At 70.7% G+C, this 17,689-nt stretch carries 16 protein-coding genes, 2 tRNA genes and 1 pseudogene; 1 reads left to right on the top strand and 18 read right to left on the bottom strand.

The window, feature by feature from the left end; all coding sequences use genetic code 11:
* Nucleotides 1-336 precede the first annotated feature (336 nt).
* The 9 genes and pseudogenes from ACWTSU_RS04390 to ACWTSU_RS04350 all read right to left on the bottom strand — a co-directional run bounded on the left by ACWTSU_RS04390 (nt 337) and on the right by ACWTSU_RS04350 (nt 7,129).
* Entirely contained in the window at nt 337-540 is a 204-nt protein-coding gene (locus ACWTSU_RS04390) for a hypothetical protein (RefSeq protein WP_455138661.1), read from the bottom strand.
* Nucleotides 540-890 (bottom strand): hypothetical protein, encoded by a 351-nt coding sequence (locus tag ACWTSU_RS04385; protein ID WP_455138660.1) that lies wholly within the window; start codon nt 888-890, stop codon nt 540-542. The genes ACWTSU_RS04390 and ACWTSU_RS04385 overlap by 1 nt, the downstream gene beginning before the upstream one ends.
* A 57-nt stretch (nt 891-947) precedes the next feature.
* Nucleotides 948-1,232: pseudogene (locus ACWTSU_RS04380) on the bottom strand (peptide chain release factor-like protein); the annotation flags it as partial.
* A gap of 159 nt (nt 1,233-1,391) precedes the next feature.
* Nucleotides 1,392-2,141, bottom strand: a complete 750-nt coding sequence (locus tag ACWTSU_RS04375) for a sugar isomerase domain-containing protein (RefSeq protein ID WP_455138659.1) — start codon at nt 2,139-2,141, stop codon at nt 1,392-1,394.
* Between the two features lie 32 nt (nt 2,142-2,173).
* Complete coding sequence (locus ACWTSU_RS04370; RefSeq protein WP_455138658.1) at nt 2,174-2,917, bottom strand: SIS domain-containing protein; 744 nt, start codon at nt 2,915-2,917, stop codon at nt 2,174-2,176.
* An 86-nt stretch (nt 2,918-3,003) separates the two neighbouring features.
* The gene (locus tag ACWTSU_RS04365; RefSeq protein ID WP_455138657.1) at nt 3,004-4,296 is read right to left on the bottom strand and encodes a PTS ascorbate transporter subunit IIC; all 1,293 of its coding nucleotides are present in this window, start codon (nt 4,294-4,296) and stop codon (nt 3,004-3,006) included.
* Between the two features lie 42 nt (nt 4,297-4,338).
* Nucleotides 4,339-4,644: a PTS sugar transporter subunit IIB gene (locus ACWTSU_RS04360; RefSeq protein WP_455138656.1), complete on the bottom strand. Its 306-nt coding sequence runs from the start codon at nt 4,642-4,644 to the stop codon at nt 4,339-4,341.
* A 47-nt stretch (nt 4,645-4,691) separates the two neighbouring features.
* Complete coding sequence (locus tag ACWTSU_RS04355; protein WP_455138655.1) at nt 4,692-5,147, bottom strand: PTS sugar transporter subunit IIA; 456 nt, start codon at nt 5,145-5,147, stop codon at nt 4,692-4,694.
* Nucleotides 5,148-5,173: 26 nt separating this feature from the next.
* Nucleotides 5,174-7,129 (bottom strand): BglG family transcription antiterminator, encoded by a 1,956-nt coding sequence (locus ACWTSU_RS04350; protein ID WP_455138654.1) that lies wholly within the window; start codon nt 7,127-7,129, stop codon nt 5,174-5,176.
* A 207-nt stretch (nt 7,130-7,336) separates the two neighbouring features.
* On the opposite strand from ACWTSU_RS04350, the gene ACWTSU_RS04345 reads away from it, so the two are divergent.
* Nucleotides 7,337-9,436 (top strand): LTA synthase family protein, encoded by a 2,100-nt coding sequence (locus tag ACWTSU_RS04345; RefSeq protein ID WP_455138653.1) that lies wholly within the window; start codon nt 7,337-7,339, stop codon nt 9,434-9,436.
* A gap of 83 nt (nt 9,437-9,519) precedes the next feature.
* Here ACWTSU_RS04345 and ACWTSU_RS04340 read toward each other — a convergent pair whose 3' ends face one another.
* The 9 genes from ACWTSU_RS04340 to ACWTSU_RS04300 form a co-directional block, all read right to left on the bottom strand.
* The gene (locus ACWTSU_RS04340) at nt 9,520-10,629 is read right to left on the bottom strand and encodes an ornithine cyclodeaminase family domain (RefSeq protein WP_455138652.1); all 1,110 of its coding nucleotides are present in this window, start codon (nt 10,627-10,629) and stop codon (nt 9,520-9,522) included.
* Nucleotides 10,630-10,730: 101 nt separating this feature from the next.
* A complete protein-coding gene (locus ACWTSU_RS04335; protein WP_455138651.1) occupies nt 10,731-11,315 on the bottom strand; it encodes a sugar O-acetyltransferase in 585 nt (194 codons plus the stop codon).
* A 102-nt stretch (nt 11,316-11,417) separates the two neighbouring features.
* Nucleotides 11,418-11,492: transfer RNA gene (locus ACWTSU_RS04330), tRNA-Val, on the bottom strand.
* A gap of 372 nt (nt 11,493-11,864) precedes the next feature.
* Complete coding sequence (locus ACWTSU_RS04325; RefSeq protein ID WP_455138650.1) at nt 11,865-13,277, bottom strand: lysylphosphatidylglycerol synthase transmembrane domain-containing protein; 1,413 nt, start codon at nt 13,275-13,277, stop codon at nt 11,865-11,867.
* Between the two features lie 88 nt (nt 13,278-13,365).
* Entirely contained in the window at nt 13,366-13,845 is a 480-nt protein-coding gene (locus ACWTSU_RS04320) for a YbaK/EbsC family protein (RefSeq protein WP_455138649.1), read from the bottom strand.
* A complete protein-coding gene (mnmA, locus tag ACWTSU_RS04315; RefSeq protein ID WP_455138648.1) occupies nt 13,836-14,939 on the bottom strand; it encodes a tRNA 2-thiouridine(34) synthase MnmA in 1,104 nt (367 codons plus the stop codon). The genes ACWTSU_RS04320 and mnmA overlap by 10 nt, the downstream gene beginning before the upstream one ends.
* Nucleotides 14,939-16,222: a cysteine desulfurase family protein gene (locus ACWTSU_RS04310; protein ID WP_455138647.1), complete on the bottom strand. Its 1,284-nt coding sequence runs from the start codon at nt 16,220-16,222 to the stop codon at nt 14,939-14,941. Before ACWTSU_RS04310 ends, mnmA begins: the two co-directional genes overlap by 1 nt.
* Complete coding sequence (locus ACWTSU_RS04305; RefSeq protein WP_455138646.1) at nt 16,212-17,195, bottom strand: putative ABC transporter permease; 984 nt, start codon at nt 17,193-17,195, stop codon at nt 16,212-16,214. The genes ACWTSU_RS04310 and ACWTSU_RS04305 overlap by 11 nt, the downstream gene beginning before the upstream one ends.
* 87 nt (nt 17,196-17,282) lie before the next feature.
* Nucleotides 17,283-17,358 (bottom strand) — tRNA-Gly (locus ACWTSU_RS04300).
* Between the last annotated feature and the right edge of the window lie 331 nt (nt 17,359-17,689).

Genomic DNA, 17,689 nt, shown 5'->3' with positions numbered 1-17,689 from the left:
GCACTTGCGTCAGATTGACGCAAGTGCACGACGTCGGGATATTCCGCACCCGCATCTCGACATGCACATGCAGCAAGTTTCCGTAAGTGCACGGACCGGGCACCGAGAAGGGGCTTCCGCGTCCTTCTCGCTCCGTGCACATGCGCCAACTTGACGCATGTGCATCCCTTGGGGAGCGACCACCTCCCGCCACAGAAATGCACTTGCGTCAATCTGACGCACGTGCACGGGGATATGCACCAGAAAGGGCACATAGCTGTGTGGTAACCAAAGCGAAGCGGGACCCAGCGGCGAGAAGCGCTCCCGGCCCGGCACGGGGCGACAGCCCTCGCCCCTCTACAGCCCGCGCTCCTCGAGGCGCCGCACGATCTCGCGCAGCGTGACGCGCGCGGCGAAGAGCTGGCGGTACGTGGCGGTCCTCACGCGACCGGCCGCGGCCAGCTCGTCCATGCGCGCGCACGTGGCCGCGAGCTCCTCGCGCACGTCGGCCGCGAACGCGTCGTAGGCGGCGAGCCGCGCGGCGTCGTCCCGCTCCGCCATCAGAAGTTGGCGCCGTTCCAGCCGAAGTCCGGCGTGGCGCCGTAGCGGATGTAGATCCGCGCCGGGTCCACGCCCAGCTCGCGCGCCACCACGGGCGTGACCTCCTCGGTGAAGCGCTCCCACGCGCTCGCCGGCACCTCGCCGCGCGCGAAGACGTCCACGGTCAAAAGCGCCGACGGCGCCGCGTCGTCCCCGCCGAAGTAGATGGGCACCTCGCCCTCGAACAGGCACATGAGCCACGCCTCGGACTTGCCGGGGACGGCCTCGATGACCCGGCCGTAGGCGGCCTTGAGCGCCTCGCGCGCGGCGGGCTCGATGGGGGCGGAGCAGTAGGTGCGAACGACGGGCATGACGACTCCTCTCGGTAGGGACCGGACGCCACGGGCGGCGAGAGGCGCGCGCCGGGGCTACTCGCCCTCGACGCGGCGCCGCAGCTGCTTGACCTTGCCGCGGGCGCGCTTGGCCTCCAGGCGACGGCGACGCTGCGCGTCCGGGACGCGCGTCCGCTTGCGGGGCCTCGGCGGGCGGGCGCGGCGCCGGCAGATCTCGCGGATCTTCTCGGCGCAGCGCTCACGGTTGCGCAGCTGGCTGCGCTCCTCGCGCGACACCACCACGATCCCGGTGGGCACGTGGCGCATGCGCACGGCGGAGTCGGCGGTGTTCACGCCCTGCCCGCCCGGCCCCGACGCGTGGAACGTCTGGGCCTCGCAGTCGCGCATGATCTCGTCGAGGCCCATCCGCGCGTACGCGGCGTAGTCGCGATATGTGAGCTCAGCCTGCCTCATGCACGCCATCCTAGCAGAGACGCCCGGCGGAACGGGCGGCCCGCGCGGCTCACGGCCGATCTCGGCTCACAGGTTGCGAATCCGATAGAAGTACTTGTCGACCAGGCGGTCGTTGTGATCGGCACAGGACTCGTCCATGAAGGCCATGTGGCCGTTGTAGTAGACGTCCGGCTCGAACCCGCGGCGGACGAGCACCTCCACCATCTCCGCGAGCACGGCGCTCTGCAGGAACACCGCCGGGATCGTGGAGGTGGACCCCACCCGCATCGGGAAGCCCTCCACCTCGACCGCGGCGTCCCCCACCAGCGAGCAGTTGTCGAGCACCACGTCGGCCACGTCCTTGAGCTTCACGCCCGCGCGGTGCTTGGTGGTCAGAAAGTCGCTGTACCCCACCGCCGTTATCGCGATCACGGGGACCCCCTTCTCGCGGGCGCGCAGCGCGGCGCCCACCGGCGCGATGTTGTTGCCGGAGTTGGAGACGATGATCATCGCGTCGTCCGCCGTGATGCGGTGGTAGTCCACGACGTTCGACCCCACCCCGTAGAGGTTCTCGAAGTTGTAGCTCTTGGTGATCTCGAAGCTGCCCGTCGCGCTCTGCTCGAGCAGGGCGCAGTAGTTGGCGGGCGTCGCGGCGCGCCAGAAGGCGTCGTCGCAGACCAGGTGCGAGTGGCCCGTCCCGAAGCCGTAGATGATGCCGCCGCGCTCCGTGACGTCGGCGAGAAGCTCCGCGGCGCGCTCGATGGCGTCCCCCTGCGTCTCGCGCACGCGCCGGACCACCTGCTGCATGGTCTCGAAGTAGCGCTCCCAGGCCCTCATGTGCCTCTCCCTTCCGCGGCCCGAGCCGCAGGCTAGAACCGGTAGTGGATGCAGTCGCGGTACTCGTCGACGAGGCGCTGGTTGAGCTCGTCGCCGCCGTCGAGGTTGGCGCTGTAGAAGACCGGCGGCCGCTCCATGCCCTCGTCCACGAGCCGCTGCACGAGCGCGGCCACGATCGAGTTGAGCATCACCGCGCCCACCACCGTGGACGTCGGCGAGACGCGCTGGTCGAGCCCGTCGATCGCCACGGCCGCGTCGCCCACCTCACCGTGGTTGTCGAGCACCACGTCGGCAAGCTCGAACAGCCGCAAGCCGGACGGGTGGCGCGAGGCGACGGACCTCGAGTACGCGAGGTTGGTCAGCGCGATTACGCTGGCGCCCGCGTCGCGCGCCGCCATCGCCACCTCCACGGTCACGGGGTTGCGCCCCGACACCGAGTGCGCGATCAGCACGTCGCCGGGCCGGAAGTCGGCCTGGTCGCGCGCCAGCTGGGTGCCGTAGCCCACGAGCCGCTCCATGTGACTCGTGTGCGTGATCGGCGCGGTGTCGAGCATGATCTCGCGACCGAAGATGGGGTTCATGAGCATGAGGCCGCCCGCGCGGTAGTACAGCTCCTCCGAGAGGATCCCCGCGTGGCTGGCGCCGAAGGTGTAGATCGAGTGCTTGCCCCTCACGCACTCGGCGAGAAGCTCCACGCACCGCTCCATGTTCCCGGCCTCCTCGCGCTCGACCGTGTCGATGAGGCCGCGCACGATGTCGATGTAGTCAAAGCGCATGTCCTGCGCCTCCCTTCGGAAAGGGGCGGGCGCGCGGCGAGAAGCTCCGCGCGCCCGCCCCGGACGTCATGGCATGTCGGCGGGAGCTAGGCCACGCCGGAGACGAGGCGGGCGACGGCGCCGCAGATCATGCCCCAGATGTCGAAGTCCTGGCCGCCGTAGACGAGCATCCAGTCCTGGATCGTGGTGTTGAAGAAGTAGGCGCCAAAGCCCACGAGCAGGACGGCGAGCACGCCGCAGACGGCCGCGCCGACGATCGTGCCGCGAATGCCTCCCTGCGCGTTGCAGATGATCGAGGCCGCGCCGATCTCGAAGAAGCAGGTGGTGACCAGCGGGATGACCACGGTCGGGAAGACGCCCATGGCCGTGGTGATCAGAATCGTGACGATCGAGGTGATCAGGGCGACGATGAAGCCGATGATGAGGGCGTTGGGGCCGTACGGGAAGATGACGGGGCAGTCGAGCGCGGGGATGGCGCCCGGGACGATCTTCTCGGCGATGCCCTGGAAGGCCGGGACGATCTCGGCGATGAGCATGCGGACGCCCTGCATCATGACCGTCATGCCGACGCCGAAGTAGACGGCGTGCGTGAAGACGTAGGTGAAGATGCCCGTGGTGCCCTCGGCGTAGCCCCAGACGACGGCCGGGTCGTAGCCGTTGGCCTGCAGGACAAAGAACATCACGACGTAGCTCAGCGCGATGACGATGGAGCCCGTGATGGAGACCTCGCGCAGGAAGCCGAGCGACTTGGGGACCTTGATGTCCTCGGTGGAGTGGGACGGCTCGCCCACCACGCGGGCGATGAGGCCGGAGATGACCGAGAGGCCCGTGGTGGGGTGCCCGAGCGTGAACGAGTCGTCACCGGTCGCCTTGGTCACGAACGGGCGGATGAGGTTGGGGGAGATGATGAAGTAGAGCGACGTGAAGATCGCGGCGAGGGCGATCAGGGGCGCACCGGACAGGCCCGCGCCCACGCCCGCGGCGATGAAGACGTACGGGAACCAGTAGAACATGTGGCCCGTCAGGAAGATGGTCTTCCACTTGGTGAAGCGGGCGAACAGGATGTTCACCAGGAAGGCGACGATCATGACGATGCCGATCTCGGTGCCGTACTCGCCGCCGATGTCAACGGAGGTCGAGGGGACGGCCTGCGGCATCACGGTGTTGAACGCGGTGGCGATGCCGTCGATGGAGCTCCCGGTGATGAGGCCGGTGCCGGTGTTGAGGACAAAGAACCCGATGGCCGTCATGATCGTTCCGCGCACGATCTCGGAGACGGGCTTCTTCTGCAGGATGAGGCCTATGAGGGCGATGAGGGCCAGGAAGATGGCACCCTGACCAAAGACCTCGTTGATTATGAAGTTAAGGACCGCGTCCATGGTGGCTCCTCTCTGTGTCGGTGGGGGGCGCCCCCCGTTCCCTTAGGCGTCGCCGTGCTCCGCAGCGAAGGACTCGAGATAGGCGAGCGTCTTCTCCTCGACCTCGGCCTTGTTCATGAAGTTGTCGAACTCGACGACGGGCACCTTGGCGCGGCCCTCGATGCGCTCGCCGAGCTCCTTGGAGATGAAGATGACGTCGCACTCGTTGGCGCAGCAGGTTCCCACGTCCCCGCAGTAGGCGCGGATCTCGTAGCCGTGGGCCTTGGCGATCTTCTCGACGTTCATGCGCAGCATGAGCGACGAGCCGCAGCCCACCCCGCACACCGTCTGGATGGTCGGTACCGCCATGTCGTGCTCCCTTCTCTCGTGGCCCCGGGGGGCCAGCGTTCTGACCGCTATGCGTTGACGAGCTCGTAGAGCGCCCGCTCGTCGGGGCAGGCGAGCATCCGGCTCACGAACGTGTCGTCCAGGAGCTTCTCGGCGACGGCCTGGAGCCGCGCCGTGTGGGACTCCCGGTCCACGCAGGCGAGGCACATGACCACGCGCACGGGATCGTTGTCGCAGCCGAAGGAGACGTCGTCGCCGAGGACGGCGACGGAGAGGTCGCTCTCGTGGACGTCGGGGCCGGGGGCCGCGTGCGCGAGCGCGAAGCCGGGCATGAGCACGATGTAGGGGCCGAGCTCCTCGACGCTCTGGATCATCCGGTCGACGTAGGAGGCGTCGATGCTGCCGCGCGCCACGAGCGGGGCGGCGGCGAGGCGAATCGCGTCGCGCCAGTCGTCGGCTCGCACGCCCACCCGGACGGCGTCGCGCGCGACGCTCTCGGCACCGGAGGCAGTGGTCTGGTTCATGGCATCCTCTCTCGTTGGTCGCAGGGTCAGTCGTGAAGGTCGAGCACCTCGTCGACCGTGAGGTCGGGGCGCTCGAGGGCGCGCACGGTCTCCTCGCGGTCGAAGATCGGTGCCAGGGCGAGCAGGGGGCTCGTCTCCGCGTCGCGGATGCCGAGGGCGATGACGCAGCGCACGCTCTTCTCGTCGTGCGGCCCCATGGGGATGTCGCGGCGCAGGACCAGCACCGCCGCGCAGTTCTCGCGCACGCCGTCGTTGACGCCGGCGTGGACGTAGGCGGTCTTGGGCGTGAGGACCATGTAGGGCCCGAAGTCCTCGACCGCCGACACCATGCGGTCCACGTAGCGCTCCTCGATGACGCCGCGCTCGAGCAGGGGGCGCGCGGCGAGGCGGATGGCCTCGCGCCAGTCGTCGCAGCCCACGCCCACCTGCACGTCGGAGGGGCGCGCGAGCTCCCCCACGCGGTGCGCGCAGGGGCCCTCGTCCTGGTCGGCGGCGCCGACGTAGGAGCTCAGGAAGTACGAGCAGAGCTTGGTGTAGGAGAGCTGCATGAGACGACGCTTCACGCGCTCCACCTCGCTCTGGCGCATCAGCGGGTCGACGGTGACGACCGGCGTCGCGCCGAGGCGACACGGACCGGTGGAGACCACGAGGTCGACGTCGTGGTCGGCCAGGTAGGCGCGGGCCTCGCGCTCGGTCATGGGGCCGAGCACGCTGCACTCGGCGAGCGCGAACGAGAGCCGCGTCATGAGCATGGAGCTCGAGGCCAGCCCGAACGGGCAGACGAACAGCACGCTCGGCGAGATGGCCTCGCGCGCGCACGACTCGTAGATGGCGTCGAGGTACATGGCCACGTAGGCGACCTCGGACTCGTTGAGGCGCACGCCGTGGCGCCGCTCCGCGAGGCGCATCTGCTGCCGCGTGAAGTCGTAGAGCAGCGGGATGGAGACCACGATCTGCCGCGAGAGCTCGCTCTCCACCTGGATGTTGTTGCGGCTGCGGTAGATGGCGGCGCGCAGGTGGTTGGTGAGCCCGTCGATGAGGTGGTGCACGGCGCCCTCGTCGATCCCCTGCAGCTCGCGCAGGGCCGCGATGAGGTCGCGCGAGATGCGCTCGGCCACGTCGGACGTCCCGTCGCCCGAGCGGGCGGCGCTCACGCCGGAGACCCGCTGGGAGAGCACGAGCAGCTCGGCGAAGCGACGCTCCCCCACCGCCGGGAAGTCCGCGGCGAGAAGCTCGTCGAGACCCTCGGGAAGGACGCGGGCGAGGTCGTCGGCGTCCCCGCCGGGCTCCTCGCCGAGCGCGTGGCCCCCGTCCAGGCGCGCGAGCGCGTAGGCGAGCTCCAGCTCGATGGCCTCGGGGTCGACGAAGGAGGTCCCCTGGAGCCCCTCTATGCGCCCGGCGAGGGACCGGGCGCGGCCGAGGCAGTCGGCGGGGAGCTCCCCGCGCGCGGCGAGGCGCGCGACGCGGGAGGTCTCCGGGCTCGTCACGATGCCCATGAAGCAGCGCCGCAGCGCGCGCTCGGGCCCGCGCAGCGACGAGCCCACGCCCTGCTCGCGGACGAGCTCGATCCCGGCGCCCTCGAAGAAGGGGGCTATCTCGTCGAACTGCGAGACGATCGTCCGGCGGCTGACGTTGCAGGCCTCCGCCATCTGCTGGAAGGTCACGGTGGGACGGACGAGGAGCATGACCTCGACGATGGCGGCGCGCTCGGAACGCTCGAGGACGCTGGCACCCGCCTCGTCCAGGCGCGCGGCCAGCGAGGCGCGGGTCGCGGCGTCGCAGGACAGGCGCACGCCGGAGCCCGGGACGCGGACGAGCTCCACGCCCTTCTCGCGCGCGAAGGCCTCGACCGCGCCGAGGTCCGTGCGGACCGTGCGCTCGGAGACCCCCAGGCGACGGGCGAGCTCCGCCGTCGTGACGAACGAGCCCTGCTGGCACAGGTGCCTGAGGCACCCCCTCTGTCTTCCGGTCAGCTCGACCATCGTCCTCCCCTCTCTGCGATGTATGGTCCCTTCACCAAACCGTCACATCAATGGCAAAACCCGGCGGCGGCTGCGGCAAAAGTCCTACCTGACCGCCGTCGAGGGCCCGCGCGAGGCGGTCGCTCGCGGACGAGAAGGACGCCGGGGCGCGAGCGCGCATGTCGTATCATGTTCTGTTCGTAACGACAACGTCAGGAGACGGTAACGATGTCTGTCCCCACCGCCCTCATCCCGCTCTTCGCGCTCGCGGCACTCGTCGCGGGAGCCGTGATCGTGGCCCGCCGCCTGGGCCGGCCGCGCCCGTCCGATCTCGCCTGGCTCGCCGTGCCCGCGGCGGCGCTCGTCGCGCTCGCCGTCTGGTGCGCACGCGGGCTCTACACCGGCGAGACCGACGACCTCGCGCTCTTCTCGCTCGCGGCGCTCGTTGCCGCCGTGTCGGCCCTGCTGCGCGACCGCGCGCTCGCTGCGCTGCGCGCGCGGGTCGGCGCCGGCCGCGCGGAGGCGCTCGTGGCCGCGATCGCGCTGCTCGCGTGCTGCGCGCTCGGCTTCCTTGCCATCGAGGTCCCCTACAACGAGACGTTCGCGTCAATCGCGCCGCAGTTCGTGGCCATCGAGGGTCTGCTCGTGCTGGGGCTTCTCGCCGCGCTGTACTTCCTCTTCCAGCGCCACGGCGCCGGCATCGCGCTCGGCGTGGGCCTCTGCGCCGTGACCGGGCTCGCCCAGTACTTCGTCGCCGCCTTCAAGGCGTCGGCCATCCTGCCCAACGACCTGCTCGTCCTCGGCACCGCGGCGGCCGTGAGCGGCGGCTACGTCTACGCACTCGACGGCGACGCCGTGCTCGGGCTCGCCTGCCTCATGCTCGCCTGTGCCCTCTCCGCCCTCGTGCGGCCCGCCCCCCCCGCTGAGGGCCGCGTGGGACGCCGGCGCGGCCGCTCGGTCGCGGCCAACCTCGCCGGGGCCGCCGCCTGCGCCGTCGCGCTCGCGCTGGGCGTGACGGTGCCGAGCTACTTCGACGACCTCGGGGTGGGCATGGAATACTGGTACTCGCTCGACTACTACGAGCGCCAGGGCTTCCTCACCACCTTCGTGGCCGTGGCGCAGGACCTGCCGATCGACGTGCCGGAGGGCTACTCCGACGAGGCCGCGGCCGCCACCGAGGCCGACTACGCCGCCGCCTACGACGAGACGCTCGGCGCCACCGAGGCGCGCGCGGCCGCCGAGGCGCAGTTCGACGAGGAGCGGCCCAGCGTCATCTGCATCATGAACGAGTCGTTCGCCGACCTCTCGTCGCTCGACGGCGCGACCTGGGGCTACGCAGGCACCACCCGCTACCAGGCGATCGACGACGCGCTGGCGCGCGCGGACCTCAACGTGTCCGTGATGTCCGCCGGCACGTGCAACACCGAGTTCGAGTTCCTCACCGGCGTGCCGCTCGCCTACGTGGGCGACGGCAAGTACCCCTACTCGCTCTACGACCTCTCGTCGGCGCCGAGCCTCGCGCGGCAGTTCTCCGAGCTCGGCTACTCCACCACGGCGCTGCACCCCAACTTCGCCACCAACTGGAACCGCGACCGCGTCTACCGGGCGCTCGGCTTCGACGAGTTCCTCTCAATCGAGGACTTCGAGGGGGCCGAGACCTACCACAGCGGCGTCTCGGACGCCGAGACCTACGACAAGGTCCTCGAGCTGCTGGAGACGAGCGACGACCCGCAGTTCATCTTCGACGTGACGATGCAGAACCACTCCGGCTACGACCAGAACAACCTCGGCGACGTGCCACAGTACGAGATAGACGGCCTGAGCGACTACGACAACGCGCGACTCTCGGAGTACGTGGCCTGCGCCGAGGAGTCCGACCGCGCGCTCGCAGAGTTCCTGGACGAGCTGCGCGAGCTCGACCGTCCCGTCGTGGTGGTCTTCTTCGGCGACCACCAGCCCTCCGTGGCCTCCGTGGCGAGCGACGCGCTCTACCCGGGCGAGGACGAGCTGACCCACAGCCTGCGCACCTACCACACGACCTATCTCGTGTGGGCAAACTACGACGTGGCCGGCGCGGAGCAGGCGAGCGGCGGCGCGGCCACGAGCCCGGCCTACCTGGGCGCGCTCACGGCGCAGGCGATCGGCGCGCCGCTCACCGACTACCAGAAGACCCAGCTCGTGGCACACGAGAGCATGCCCTCGCTCACGCTCGTGGGCTACCAGGGCGCAGACGGAGCGTGGCACCGCCTCGACGAGCGGAGCGCGGCCTCACAGGCCTACGACGACCTCGCGCTCGTCACGTACCTGGAGTTCGGCAGCACGGTGTAGGCACGGCGAGAGGGACCGGCGAGAGGGACGGCCGCCCGCTCCCCGGGCGCGCCGGGCCGGTCCCACGCCGTGCCGGCCCCGCGCTACGCCAGGCCGAGGCCCCGCGCAACGATCGTGATGAAGTCCTGCACGTTGGCGATGATCGGCACGGCCGAGAGGCTGCCGCGATCCCGCAGCTTGTTGACCACGAACTCCGAGACGTCCACGGCGTAGAAGTAGACCGGGCGGACCGTCCCGTCGTCGGTGACCGCGTACGACGGCGTCATGTTGCCCGTCGCGATCGTGTGCAGCATCGTGGCGAGGCAGATTACCGTAGTGGCCCCCTCGAGCATCGCCCGCATGGCCCCCTGGGCCTCGTAGGCGTCGCCGATGACGTCGGGCAGCGGGCCGTCGTCGCGGATGGAGCCGGCGAGCACCATCGGCACGCCGCGCCGCACGCAGCTCGCCACGATGCCGTCCTCGATGCCCTCCTCGCGCACGAACGCCTCGATGCTTCCGGCGCGGCGCACGCGGTTGATGACGTCGAGGTGGTTGTAGTGGCCGCCCGGCTGGGCGCGCTGCGTGTAGATGTCCTGGCCGAGCGCGGTGTGCAGCGTGGCGGCCTCCAGGTCGTGGGTGGCCAGCGCGTTGCCGGCCATCACGCCGTCCACGTAGCCGCCCTCCACCATGAGCTGCATCGCGTGGCGCGCGTCGGCGTCGAAGGCGAAGGCCGGGCCCATGACCCACACCACGCGACCGTGCTCGCGCTCGTGGCGCAGCAGGTCGTAGAGGCGGTCGTAGTCGCTCGCGAAGGCGGTCTCGCGGCTGCGGCCCTGACGGAACGCGAACTTGTCGGCGCCCTCGGGCGCGCCCGGGTCGTCGAAGCCGTGCGCGTGCACGTAGACGCCCTCGCTGCCGTCCTCGCTGCGACCCAGCACCACGAGGTCCCCGCAGCGCAGGTTGCGGTTCTCCACCACGCGCAGCTCGAGCTCGCCCGCGGGGCCCGGCGCCACGACGACGCTCGCGTCCATGCGGCTGCGGCGCGCGAGCAGCCAGCGACCGCCCACGCGCACGTACTCCGGGTACATCGAGGTGCTGTGGAAGCCCTCGGGCGCCACGCCGTCCCTCTCGACGGCGGCGAGGCGGGCGTCGGGCGCGGAGGCCAGCGGCTCGCGAGAGAAGTCGGGGGCGTGGTAGGCGGGCAGCGTGAGCATGGCGGCTCCTTCCGACGCGTGAGGCTTTGCCCCACCCTAGGTTCGCCCGGCGAGAAATGCAAGCTCGGGCAGCGGCCGCGAGCCCCGGCAGCCCCGCGCCGTCAGCCGAGCTCCCCGATGCCGTCCCTCTCGGTGATCTCCCTCAGCACGCGGCACGGGTTGCCCGCGGCCACGACGCCGGCCGGGACGTCTTTGGTGACCACGCTGCCGGCCCCGATGACGGCGCCGTCTCCGATGGTCACGCCCGGCAGGATCGTGACGTCGCCCCCGATCCAGACGTTGTCACCGATGGTGATGGGGTCGGCCTTCTCGAGCCCCCGGTTGCGCTCGGCGGCCAGCAGCGGGTGCGAGGCCGTGTACATCCCGCAGCTCGGGCCGATGAAGCACCACGACCCGATGGTGATGGTCGCGCCGTCCATCAGGTACGCGTTGTGGTTGATGAAGGTGTGGTCGCCGATGACGCAGTTGGCGCCGTAGTCGGCGTAAAACGGCGCGAGGATCGTGACGTCCTCGCCCCGATGCGGCAGCAGCCGCTCGAGAAGCCCCTCGCGCCGGGCCGCATCCCGGGGGGACGTCTGGTTGATCAGGTGACAGAGCTCGTCGGCCTCCTCGCGCAGCGCCAGCAGCTCCGGGTCAAAGTTGGCGTCGTACCACAGGCCGGCGCGCTGCCTCTCTCGCTCGGTCATGCCGTCGCTCCTCTCGGGTCCAGGGTCCCGTCACCAGAGGGACCGTCTTTTACTCTGATACGAAAACAGGCCAGAGACGAAAGCCTCTGACCTGCGACTTTATGGTGGGCGTTACAAGATTTGAACTTGTGACCTCTTCCGTGTCAGGGAAGCGCTCTCCCCCTGAGCTAAACGCCCGAATGTTATCCGCGCCACTGGGGACCGCAGCGCGAGGGATATAGTAACAAGAAGCCCGTCTCGGACGCAACCCCCAATTTTGGGTTTCTCGCCCGTACGGAGCCAATCGTCCCGAAACGCGCCTGCGAAGGCGCTCGCGAGCGCGCCGCGGCGCGCGCGAGCGGCGCCAGACCGTGCACGCGCCCGACGACTATGTACACCCCTGACGACTATGTACACCAGAATCGCTGTGAGGCCCTCTCCGCGATCCTGTGACCTGCGGGTTTGTATATGGCCTCCGCTGGGGGAGTGTACATAGTCGGCGGGGGTGTACATAGTCGGCTGACAGAGGCGCGCGGAAGCTGACGCGAAACGCGCACAGCCCCGGAGCCGCTACTTCCCGCGCTTCTCGCCCGCCGAGGGAGCCGATTCCGCGGCCTTCTTGGCGGCCGCCGCGGCCTTGCCGGCCTCGATGCGTGCCTGCACGTCCGAGCCGCCGCCCGTCCGGCGCGCCTCGCCGCTCACGACCACCTTGCGGCCCGCGCCCGGCTTGACCGTGACGCCGCCGCGCGCCGCCGCGCGCCGCGAGCCCGCGCCGCCGCTGCCGCCCACGAAGGCCCGCATGCGCTTCCAGATGCGCCTCCAGCGCCGGTTGAGGCTCTCTCCGCCCTTGGAGCGCATGCCCATGCATGGCGCCGCGATCAGCACCGGCAGCAGGTACTCAACCGCGCGCCAGATCACGAAGCCCGCCGAGAGGTGCACGCCGTACATCCCCCCGAACAGGTACGCGAAGCCCACCTCGGCGCCGCCCGTGCCGCCGGGCAGCGGCACCGCGTTGATCAGCAGCTCGAGCATCGAGCCCGACGCCAGGCAGATCCAGAAGTCGGCCTCCGTGCCAAAGGAGCGCAGCACGAACCACGGCAGCGCGTACATGCAGCCCAGCTGCAGCAGCGTCACCGCCATCGTGGCGAGCATCTCGCGCACGTTGGCCGCCGAGCGCTTGAACGCACGCGAGAAGGCGTCCACCTGCGTGTTGACGACCTCGTAGTAGCGCTGGTACTTCTCGTCCTTGAGCCACCGGTGCCGGTTGGCGAAGCGCAGCGCCCAGTTGCCGATCGCGCGCACGGGGCGCGGGAACAGGCACAGGAACAGCATCGCGCCCACCTGCACCACCTTGAAGGCAAAGAGGAAGACGCCGATCAGCGTGACGTTGCCGAACGTGTCGTAGAAGTAGCCGGCGGTGAAGATCAGCATGATGGCGGCGAAGACGCCCTCGCCGGCCTCGTAGAGCACGGTGCGCGTGAAGTTGAGCGCGCTCGCCTCGCCCACCGAGAGGCCCGCGCGCGTGAGGCGATAGATCTGCGCGGGAGGGGCGCCCGCGCTGTTGGGCGTCAGGCGCATGAAGAAGACGCCCGAGGCCTCGACGCTCATGAGGTCGCGCAGGCCCACCGGGTTGTCCGGGTCCGAGATGATCGAGAGCACGTAGGCCAGCACGCCGAAGACGTAGTAGAACAGGAAGCACACCACGCCGGCCACGATCCAGCCCACGTCCACGCCGGCCAGCGACGTCACGAACTCGTCCACCTGACCGGTGAACACCAGGTAGAGCGCGTAGGCCAGCGCCACGAAACCCAGGAAGATGACGGTCTTGCGGACCTGCCCCATCGACTTCTTGTCGGCGGCGCGGTCCTCGGCCGAGACGGAGCGCACCGCCGAGACCTTCAGCGGCACCTTGCCCTTGGCCGGCGCGCCCTTGGCGCCCGCCGTCTTCTGGGACTGGGTGGGGCTCTTCTTCTCTGCTGCCACGCACGCTCCTCGGATGGGCGTCAGACTTCGGTCAGACTAGTGTAGCGCGAGCGGGGCGCGGCGGCCCGGGGGCACGGCGAACGCTCAGCTATTCCCCATCACGCCAGCCGCGGCCCACGTCCACCCAGCCGCGCGCGCCGGAGAAGCGCTCGAGCTCGTCCAAGGTGAGCTCGATGGCGGAGTTGGAGCTGCCGGCCGCGGGCCAGACGGTCTCGAAGCGGCGCAGGCTCTCGTCGAGCCACACCTCCACGCCGTCGTTGACGCCAAACGGGCAGACCCCGCCCACCGCGTGGCCCACCAGCTCGGCGGCCTGCTCGGCCGAGAGCATCTTGGCCTTGGTGTGGAACGTGGCCTTGAACGCCTGGTTGTTCACGCGTGCGTCGCCGGCGAGAACCACGAGCGTGGGCGTCTCGCCCACCATGAAGCTCAGCGTCTTGGCGATGCGCGCCGGCTCGGTGCCCACGGCCGCCGCGGCCAGCTCCACCGTGGCGCTCGACTGGTCGAACTCCCGGATGCGCCCCTCGGCGCCGAACTGCGCCAGGTGCGCGCGGACCCGCTCTATCGACATGGCTCCCCCTCCCGGGGCGCGGCGCCCCGCCCCGCGCCCCCCTTCTGCACGATGCCGCCGCCGAGGCAGCGAAGACCATCGTAGACCACCGCGGACTGCCCCGGCGCCACGCGGCGCACCGGCTCGTCAAAGCGCAGGACGCGCCCGCCCTCGGCGAGAAGCGCCTCGACGAGCGGCCCGGCGTGGCGCGTGCGCACGAGGTAGCGCCCCGGCTCGGGCGGCTCGCCCGCAATCCAGCGCACGTCGCCGAGCGCGAGCTCGCGCGTGAAGAGCGCCGGGCTCATGTGGTCGGCCGTCACGTAGACCACGTTCCTCTCGACGTCGGTGTCCACCACGTAGCGCGCCGGGCCGCCCCCGAGGTCGAGGCCGCGGCGCTGGCCCACCGTGAACAGGAACGCGCCGTCGTGGCGCCCGAGCACCCGGCCCGTCTCCCACTCCACGACGTCACCGGCGCGGCGCTCCAGCGCGTCGAGCAGGAAGGTCCGGATGCCCACCGGCCCCACGAAGCAGATGCCGTCGGAGTCGGGCTTGTGCTCCACGCCGAGGCCCCGCTCGGCGCACATGCGCCTCACCTCGGCCTTGTCACGGATCTCCCCCACCGGCAGCAGCGCGTGCGCGAGCGCGTCCTCGTCCACGCGCCACAGGAAGTAGGTCTGGTCCTTGTGCTCGTCGCGCGCGCGCAGAAGGCGCGCGCGGCCGTCCTCGCCGCGCGTCACGCGGCCATAGTGGCCCGTGGCCACGAAGTCGGCGCCCTCCGCGAGCGCGCGGTCGAGGAAGGTGCCGAACTTGATGGTCTGGTTGCACATGACGTCGGGGTTGGGCGTGTAGCCGTGCGCGTAGGCGTCCACGAGGTAGTCCACCACCGTGCGGCGGTACTCCTCCTCGCAGTCCCAGACCTGGAGGTCGATCCCCAGCGTCACGACCACGCGCTCGGCATCGGCGAGGTCGTCGGCCCACGGGCATCGGAAGCCCGGGAGGTCACGCGACCAGTTGCGCATGTAGACGGCCGTGACGTCGTGGCCTGCCTCCACGAGCAGCGCCGCGGCCAGCGCGGAGTCCACCCCGCCCGAGAGCCCGCAGAAGACGCGCGCCATCAGGGCATCGCCGCCAGCAGCTCGCGCGTCCGCTCGGCGAGGCGCCCCTCGTCGAGGCCGCGACGGGCGACCTCGGCGCGCACCGCCTCGCCGATCGCGGCGACGGCGTAGTCCACGTCGGCGGCCGTGGTGGGCCGTCCCATCGAGAGGCGCAGGCTCCCCTCCCTGAGGGGCACCGGCACGCCGATCGCGTCGAGGACGTGGCTCGAGCGCATGCGGCTCGCCGCGCAGGCCGACCCCGTCCCCACCGAGACGCCCCGGCGCTCGAGCAGGATGACCAGGCGCCGGGCCTCGACGCCGAGGATGGACACGCCGAGGATCGACGGCAGGACCGCGCCGGGAGACGTCGGCCCCCACACCACCGCCCACGGGACCTCGGAGCGCAAGCCGGCGCGCAGGCGGCGCCGCAGCGCGCCCAGGCGCGCGGCCTCCTCGCGGCGTGCGCACGCGAGCTCGAGCGCGCGGGCCATCCCCACGGCGCCCGCCACGTTCTCGGTGCCGGAGCGCACGCCGCCCTCCTGGCCGCCGCCCCACACGAGCGGCCGCAGCCGGACCTCGTCGGAGGCCCACAGCGCGCCCACCTGCTTGGGGCCGTAGACCTTGGCGGCCGAGAGCGTCATGAGGTCCACGCCCAGCGTGCTCACGTTGACCGAGAGGCACCCGGCCGCCTGGGAGGCGTCGGTGTGCAGCCAGATCGGCCGGCGCTCCCCCGCCTCGAGGCGGCGGGCCCGCTCGGACGCCACCACGCGGGAGATCTCGCGGACGGGCTGGATCGTGCCGATCTCCCCGTTGGCGAGCTCCACCGAGACGAGCTCGGTGTCCGGGCGGATGGCCCGCGCCACCGCCGCCGGGTCGACCCGCCCACGCGCGTCCACCCGCACCGTGCGCCGCTCGTGCAGCGCGGCGCAGGCCAGCACGCTCTCGTGCTCGGCGGCGTCCACCACCACGTGTCCGTCGACCGCCGCGAAGGCGAGGTTGTTGGCCTCGGTCGCGCCGGCGGTGAGTACCACGCAGTCGGGCCGCGCGCCGATGAGCCGCGCGATGGTCCCGCGGGCGCGCTCGAGGTCGTCGCGGACCTCGCGGGCGCGCGCATAGGGCGCCGACGGGTTCCAGAACCGCTCGCTCAGGTACGGCAGCATCGCCTCGGCGACCTCGGGGTCGACCGGGGTGGCGGCCGCGTAGTCCAGGTAGACCTCGCGCTCGGGGGCCGCCCCGGCCGCGCGGCCCCTCTCGCCGGCCCCGGCCGCGCGGTCCTTCTCGCCGCCCGCTCGATCAGTTGCCATCGACGGCCTCCTCCCTCGAGATCGCCTCGCCGTCCGGCCCGAGGACGATGTTGCCGTTCTCGTCCACCTCGTCGCGCTGGTCGCCGATCTTGAGGTTCTGAAAGCGCCCGGCGATGAACTCGTCGCTGTAGTTGGTGTCCACCCACTCCTCGAAGGGGTTGGACGGCGGCACGCCCGCGTCGCGCTCGGCCTTGCGGTCAAAGCACACGAGCGTCATCGCGATATCGGCCACCAGGTAGGTCGCCACGAGCGCCACGAAGATCACCTGGCGGCGCGCCGTGGGCATCCCGATCTGGTAGAGCAGCCGCGGCATGACCGAGCGGCACCACACCAGGCCCAGGACGCCCCACATCACCAGGAAGCGCCAGGCCACCCACTGCGTGATGTGGTCGGGCAGGTGCAGGTAGGTCCACGACTCGGCGTCGAAGAGGGCCGACATCGACCACCCGGCCAGCTGCTCTAGCACCCCGCCCACGACGGCAGAGGCAAGAAACACCTGCCAGGCGCGCGCGTGGGCGCGCCGCAGCGCGAACGACAGGATCGTGAGCAGCACCGCCCCGAACCCGTACAGCGGCGAGAAGGGCCCCCACACCAGGCCCACGCGGCTCTCGGTGAGCCCCGAGGTGGCGAGCATCCAGACCTCCTCGATGAGCAGGCCCGCCATGCACCCCACGAAGAAGATGATGACGATCTGGTACCAGCCCAGGTGCAGGTGGTCGAGATACTCGTCGATGGCCTCGTTGGAGGCGCGCCAGCGCGCGAAGAGCCGCCCGAGCCCGCGCTCGCGGCTGGCGCGGGCCAGCTCGCGCTCCAGGACGTCCTCGGACTCCTCCAGCGCGGTCTCGGCGAGCTCCACGTCCTCGGCGCCGAGCTTGTCGCCGGCCGAGAGCCACTCCCAGAAGAAGACGACCACGCGAACGAACCCCTGGACTACCGCGAAGACGAACGCCACGAAGATGAGGGAGAGGAACATGCGAGAGACGACTCCTTGGACGGCGCGGACTGGGTGCGCGCCCAGAATAGCAAAAGGGGCCGGTCAGAAACCGGCCCCGACGTTTTCTGGAGCGGGCTACGGGGTTCGAACCCGCGACCTCAACCTTGGCAAGGTTGCGCGCTACCAACTGCGCTAAGCCCGCGACACAAGAGGATATGATACGTGGCCCGCGCGCCGATTGCAACCCCCGATTTGCCGACTTCTCGCGGGGGGCGTCGCGCGTCCTTCTCGCCGCGTGGCCGTGCGCCGCCCGTCGCCCTTCTCGCTGCCCGTCGCCCTTCTCGCCGCGCGACGCCCTTCTCGCCGCCCTTCTCGCGCCGCGTCCTTCTCGCCGCCGGCCCCATTAACCCGCAAATTCTGACATTCACAAACCTTAATCCTGCGATTGGGACCGCGGACGAAAAGTTGGACCGGGAGGTCCGGGACTGGGGGTCCGCATGCACGACAGGGAGACCGTGGGGCTGTTCCTGCTC

It is taken from the genome of Thermophilibacter sp., assembly GCF_966187215.1.
This window is presented reverse-complemented; position numbering and strand designations above follow the sequence as displayed.

Excerpts from the sequence above, each read along its gene's own strand:
- ACWTSU_RS04390 (WP_455138661.1), bottom strand. The coding sequence starts at position 540 with ATGGCGGAGCGGGACGACGCCGCGCGGCTCGCCGCCTACGACGCGTTC.
- ACWTSU_RS04385 (WP_455138660.1), bottom strand. The coding sequence starts at position 890 with ATGCCCGTCGTTCGCACCTACTGCTCCGCCCCCATCGAGCCCGCCGCG.
- ACWTSU_RS04375 (WP_455138659.1), bottom strand. The coding sequence starts at position 2,141 with ATGAGGGCCTGGGAGCGCTACTTCGAGACCATGCAGCAGGTGGTCCGG.
- ACWTSU_RS04370 (WP_455138658.1), bottom strand. The coding sequence starts at position 2,917 with ATGCGCTTTGACTACATCGACATCGTGCGCGGCCTCATCGACACGGTC.
- ACWTSU_RS04365 (WP_455138657.1), bottom strand. The coding sequence starts at position 4,296 with ATGGACGCGGTCCTTAACTTCATAATCAACGAGGTCTTTGGTCAGGGT.
- ACWTSU_RS04360 (WP_455138656.1), bottom strand. The coding sequence starts at position 4,644 with ATGGCGGTACCGACCATCCAGACGGTGTGCGGGGTGGGCTGCGGCTCG.
- ACWTSU_RS04355 (WP_455138655.1), bottom strand. The coding sequence starts at position 5,147 with ATGAACCAGACCACTGCCTCCGGTGCCGAGAGCGTCGCGCGCGACGCC.
- ACWTSU_RS04350 (WP_455138654.1), bottom strand. The coding sequence starts at position 7,129 with ATGGTCGAGCTGACCGGAAGACAGAGGGGGTGCCTCAGGCACCTGTGC.
- ACWTSU_RS04345 (WP_455138653.1), top strand. The coding sequence starts at position 7,337 with ATGTCTGTCCCCACCGCCCTCATCCCGCTCTTCGCGCTCGCGGCACTC.
- ACWTSU_RS04340 (WP_455138652.1), bottom strand. The coding sequence starts at position 10,629 with ATGCTCACGCTGCCCGCCTACCACGCCCCCGACTTCTCTCGCGAGCCG.
- ACWTSU_RS04335 (WP_455138651.1), bottom strand. The coding sequence starts at position 11,315 with ATGACCGAGCGAGAGAGGCAGCGCGCCGGCCTGTGGTACGACGCCAAC.
- ACWTSU_RS04320 (WP_455138649.1), bottom strand. The coding sequence starts at position 13,845 with ATGTCGATAGAGCGGGTCCGCGCGCACCTGGCGCAGTTCGGCGCCGAG.
- mnmA (WP_455138648.1), bottom strand. The coding sequence starts at position 14,939 with ATGGCGCGCGTCTTCTGCGGGCTCTCGGGCGGGGTGGACTCCGCGCTG.
- ACWTSU_RS04310 (WP_455138647.1), bottom strand. The coding sequence starts at position 16,222 with ATGGCAACTGATCGAGCGGGCGGCGAGAAGGACCGCGCGGCCGGGGCC.
- ACWTSU_RS04305 (WP_455138646.1), bottom strand. The coding sequence starts at position 17,195 with ATGTTCCTCTCCCTCATCTTCGTGGCGTTCGTCTTCGCGGTAGTCCAG.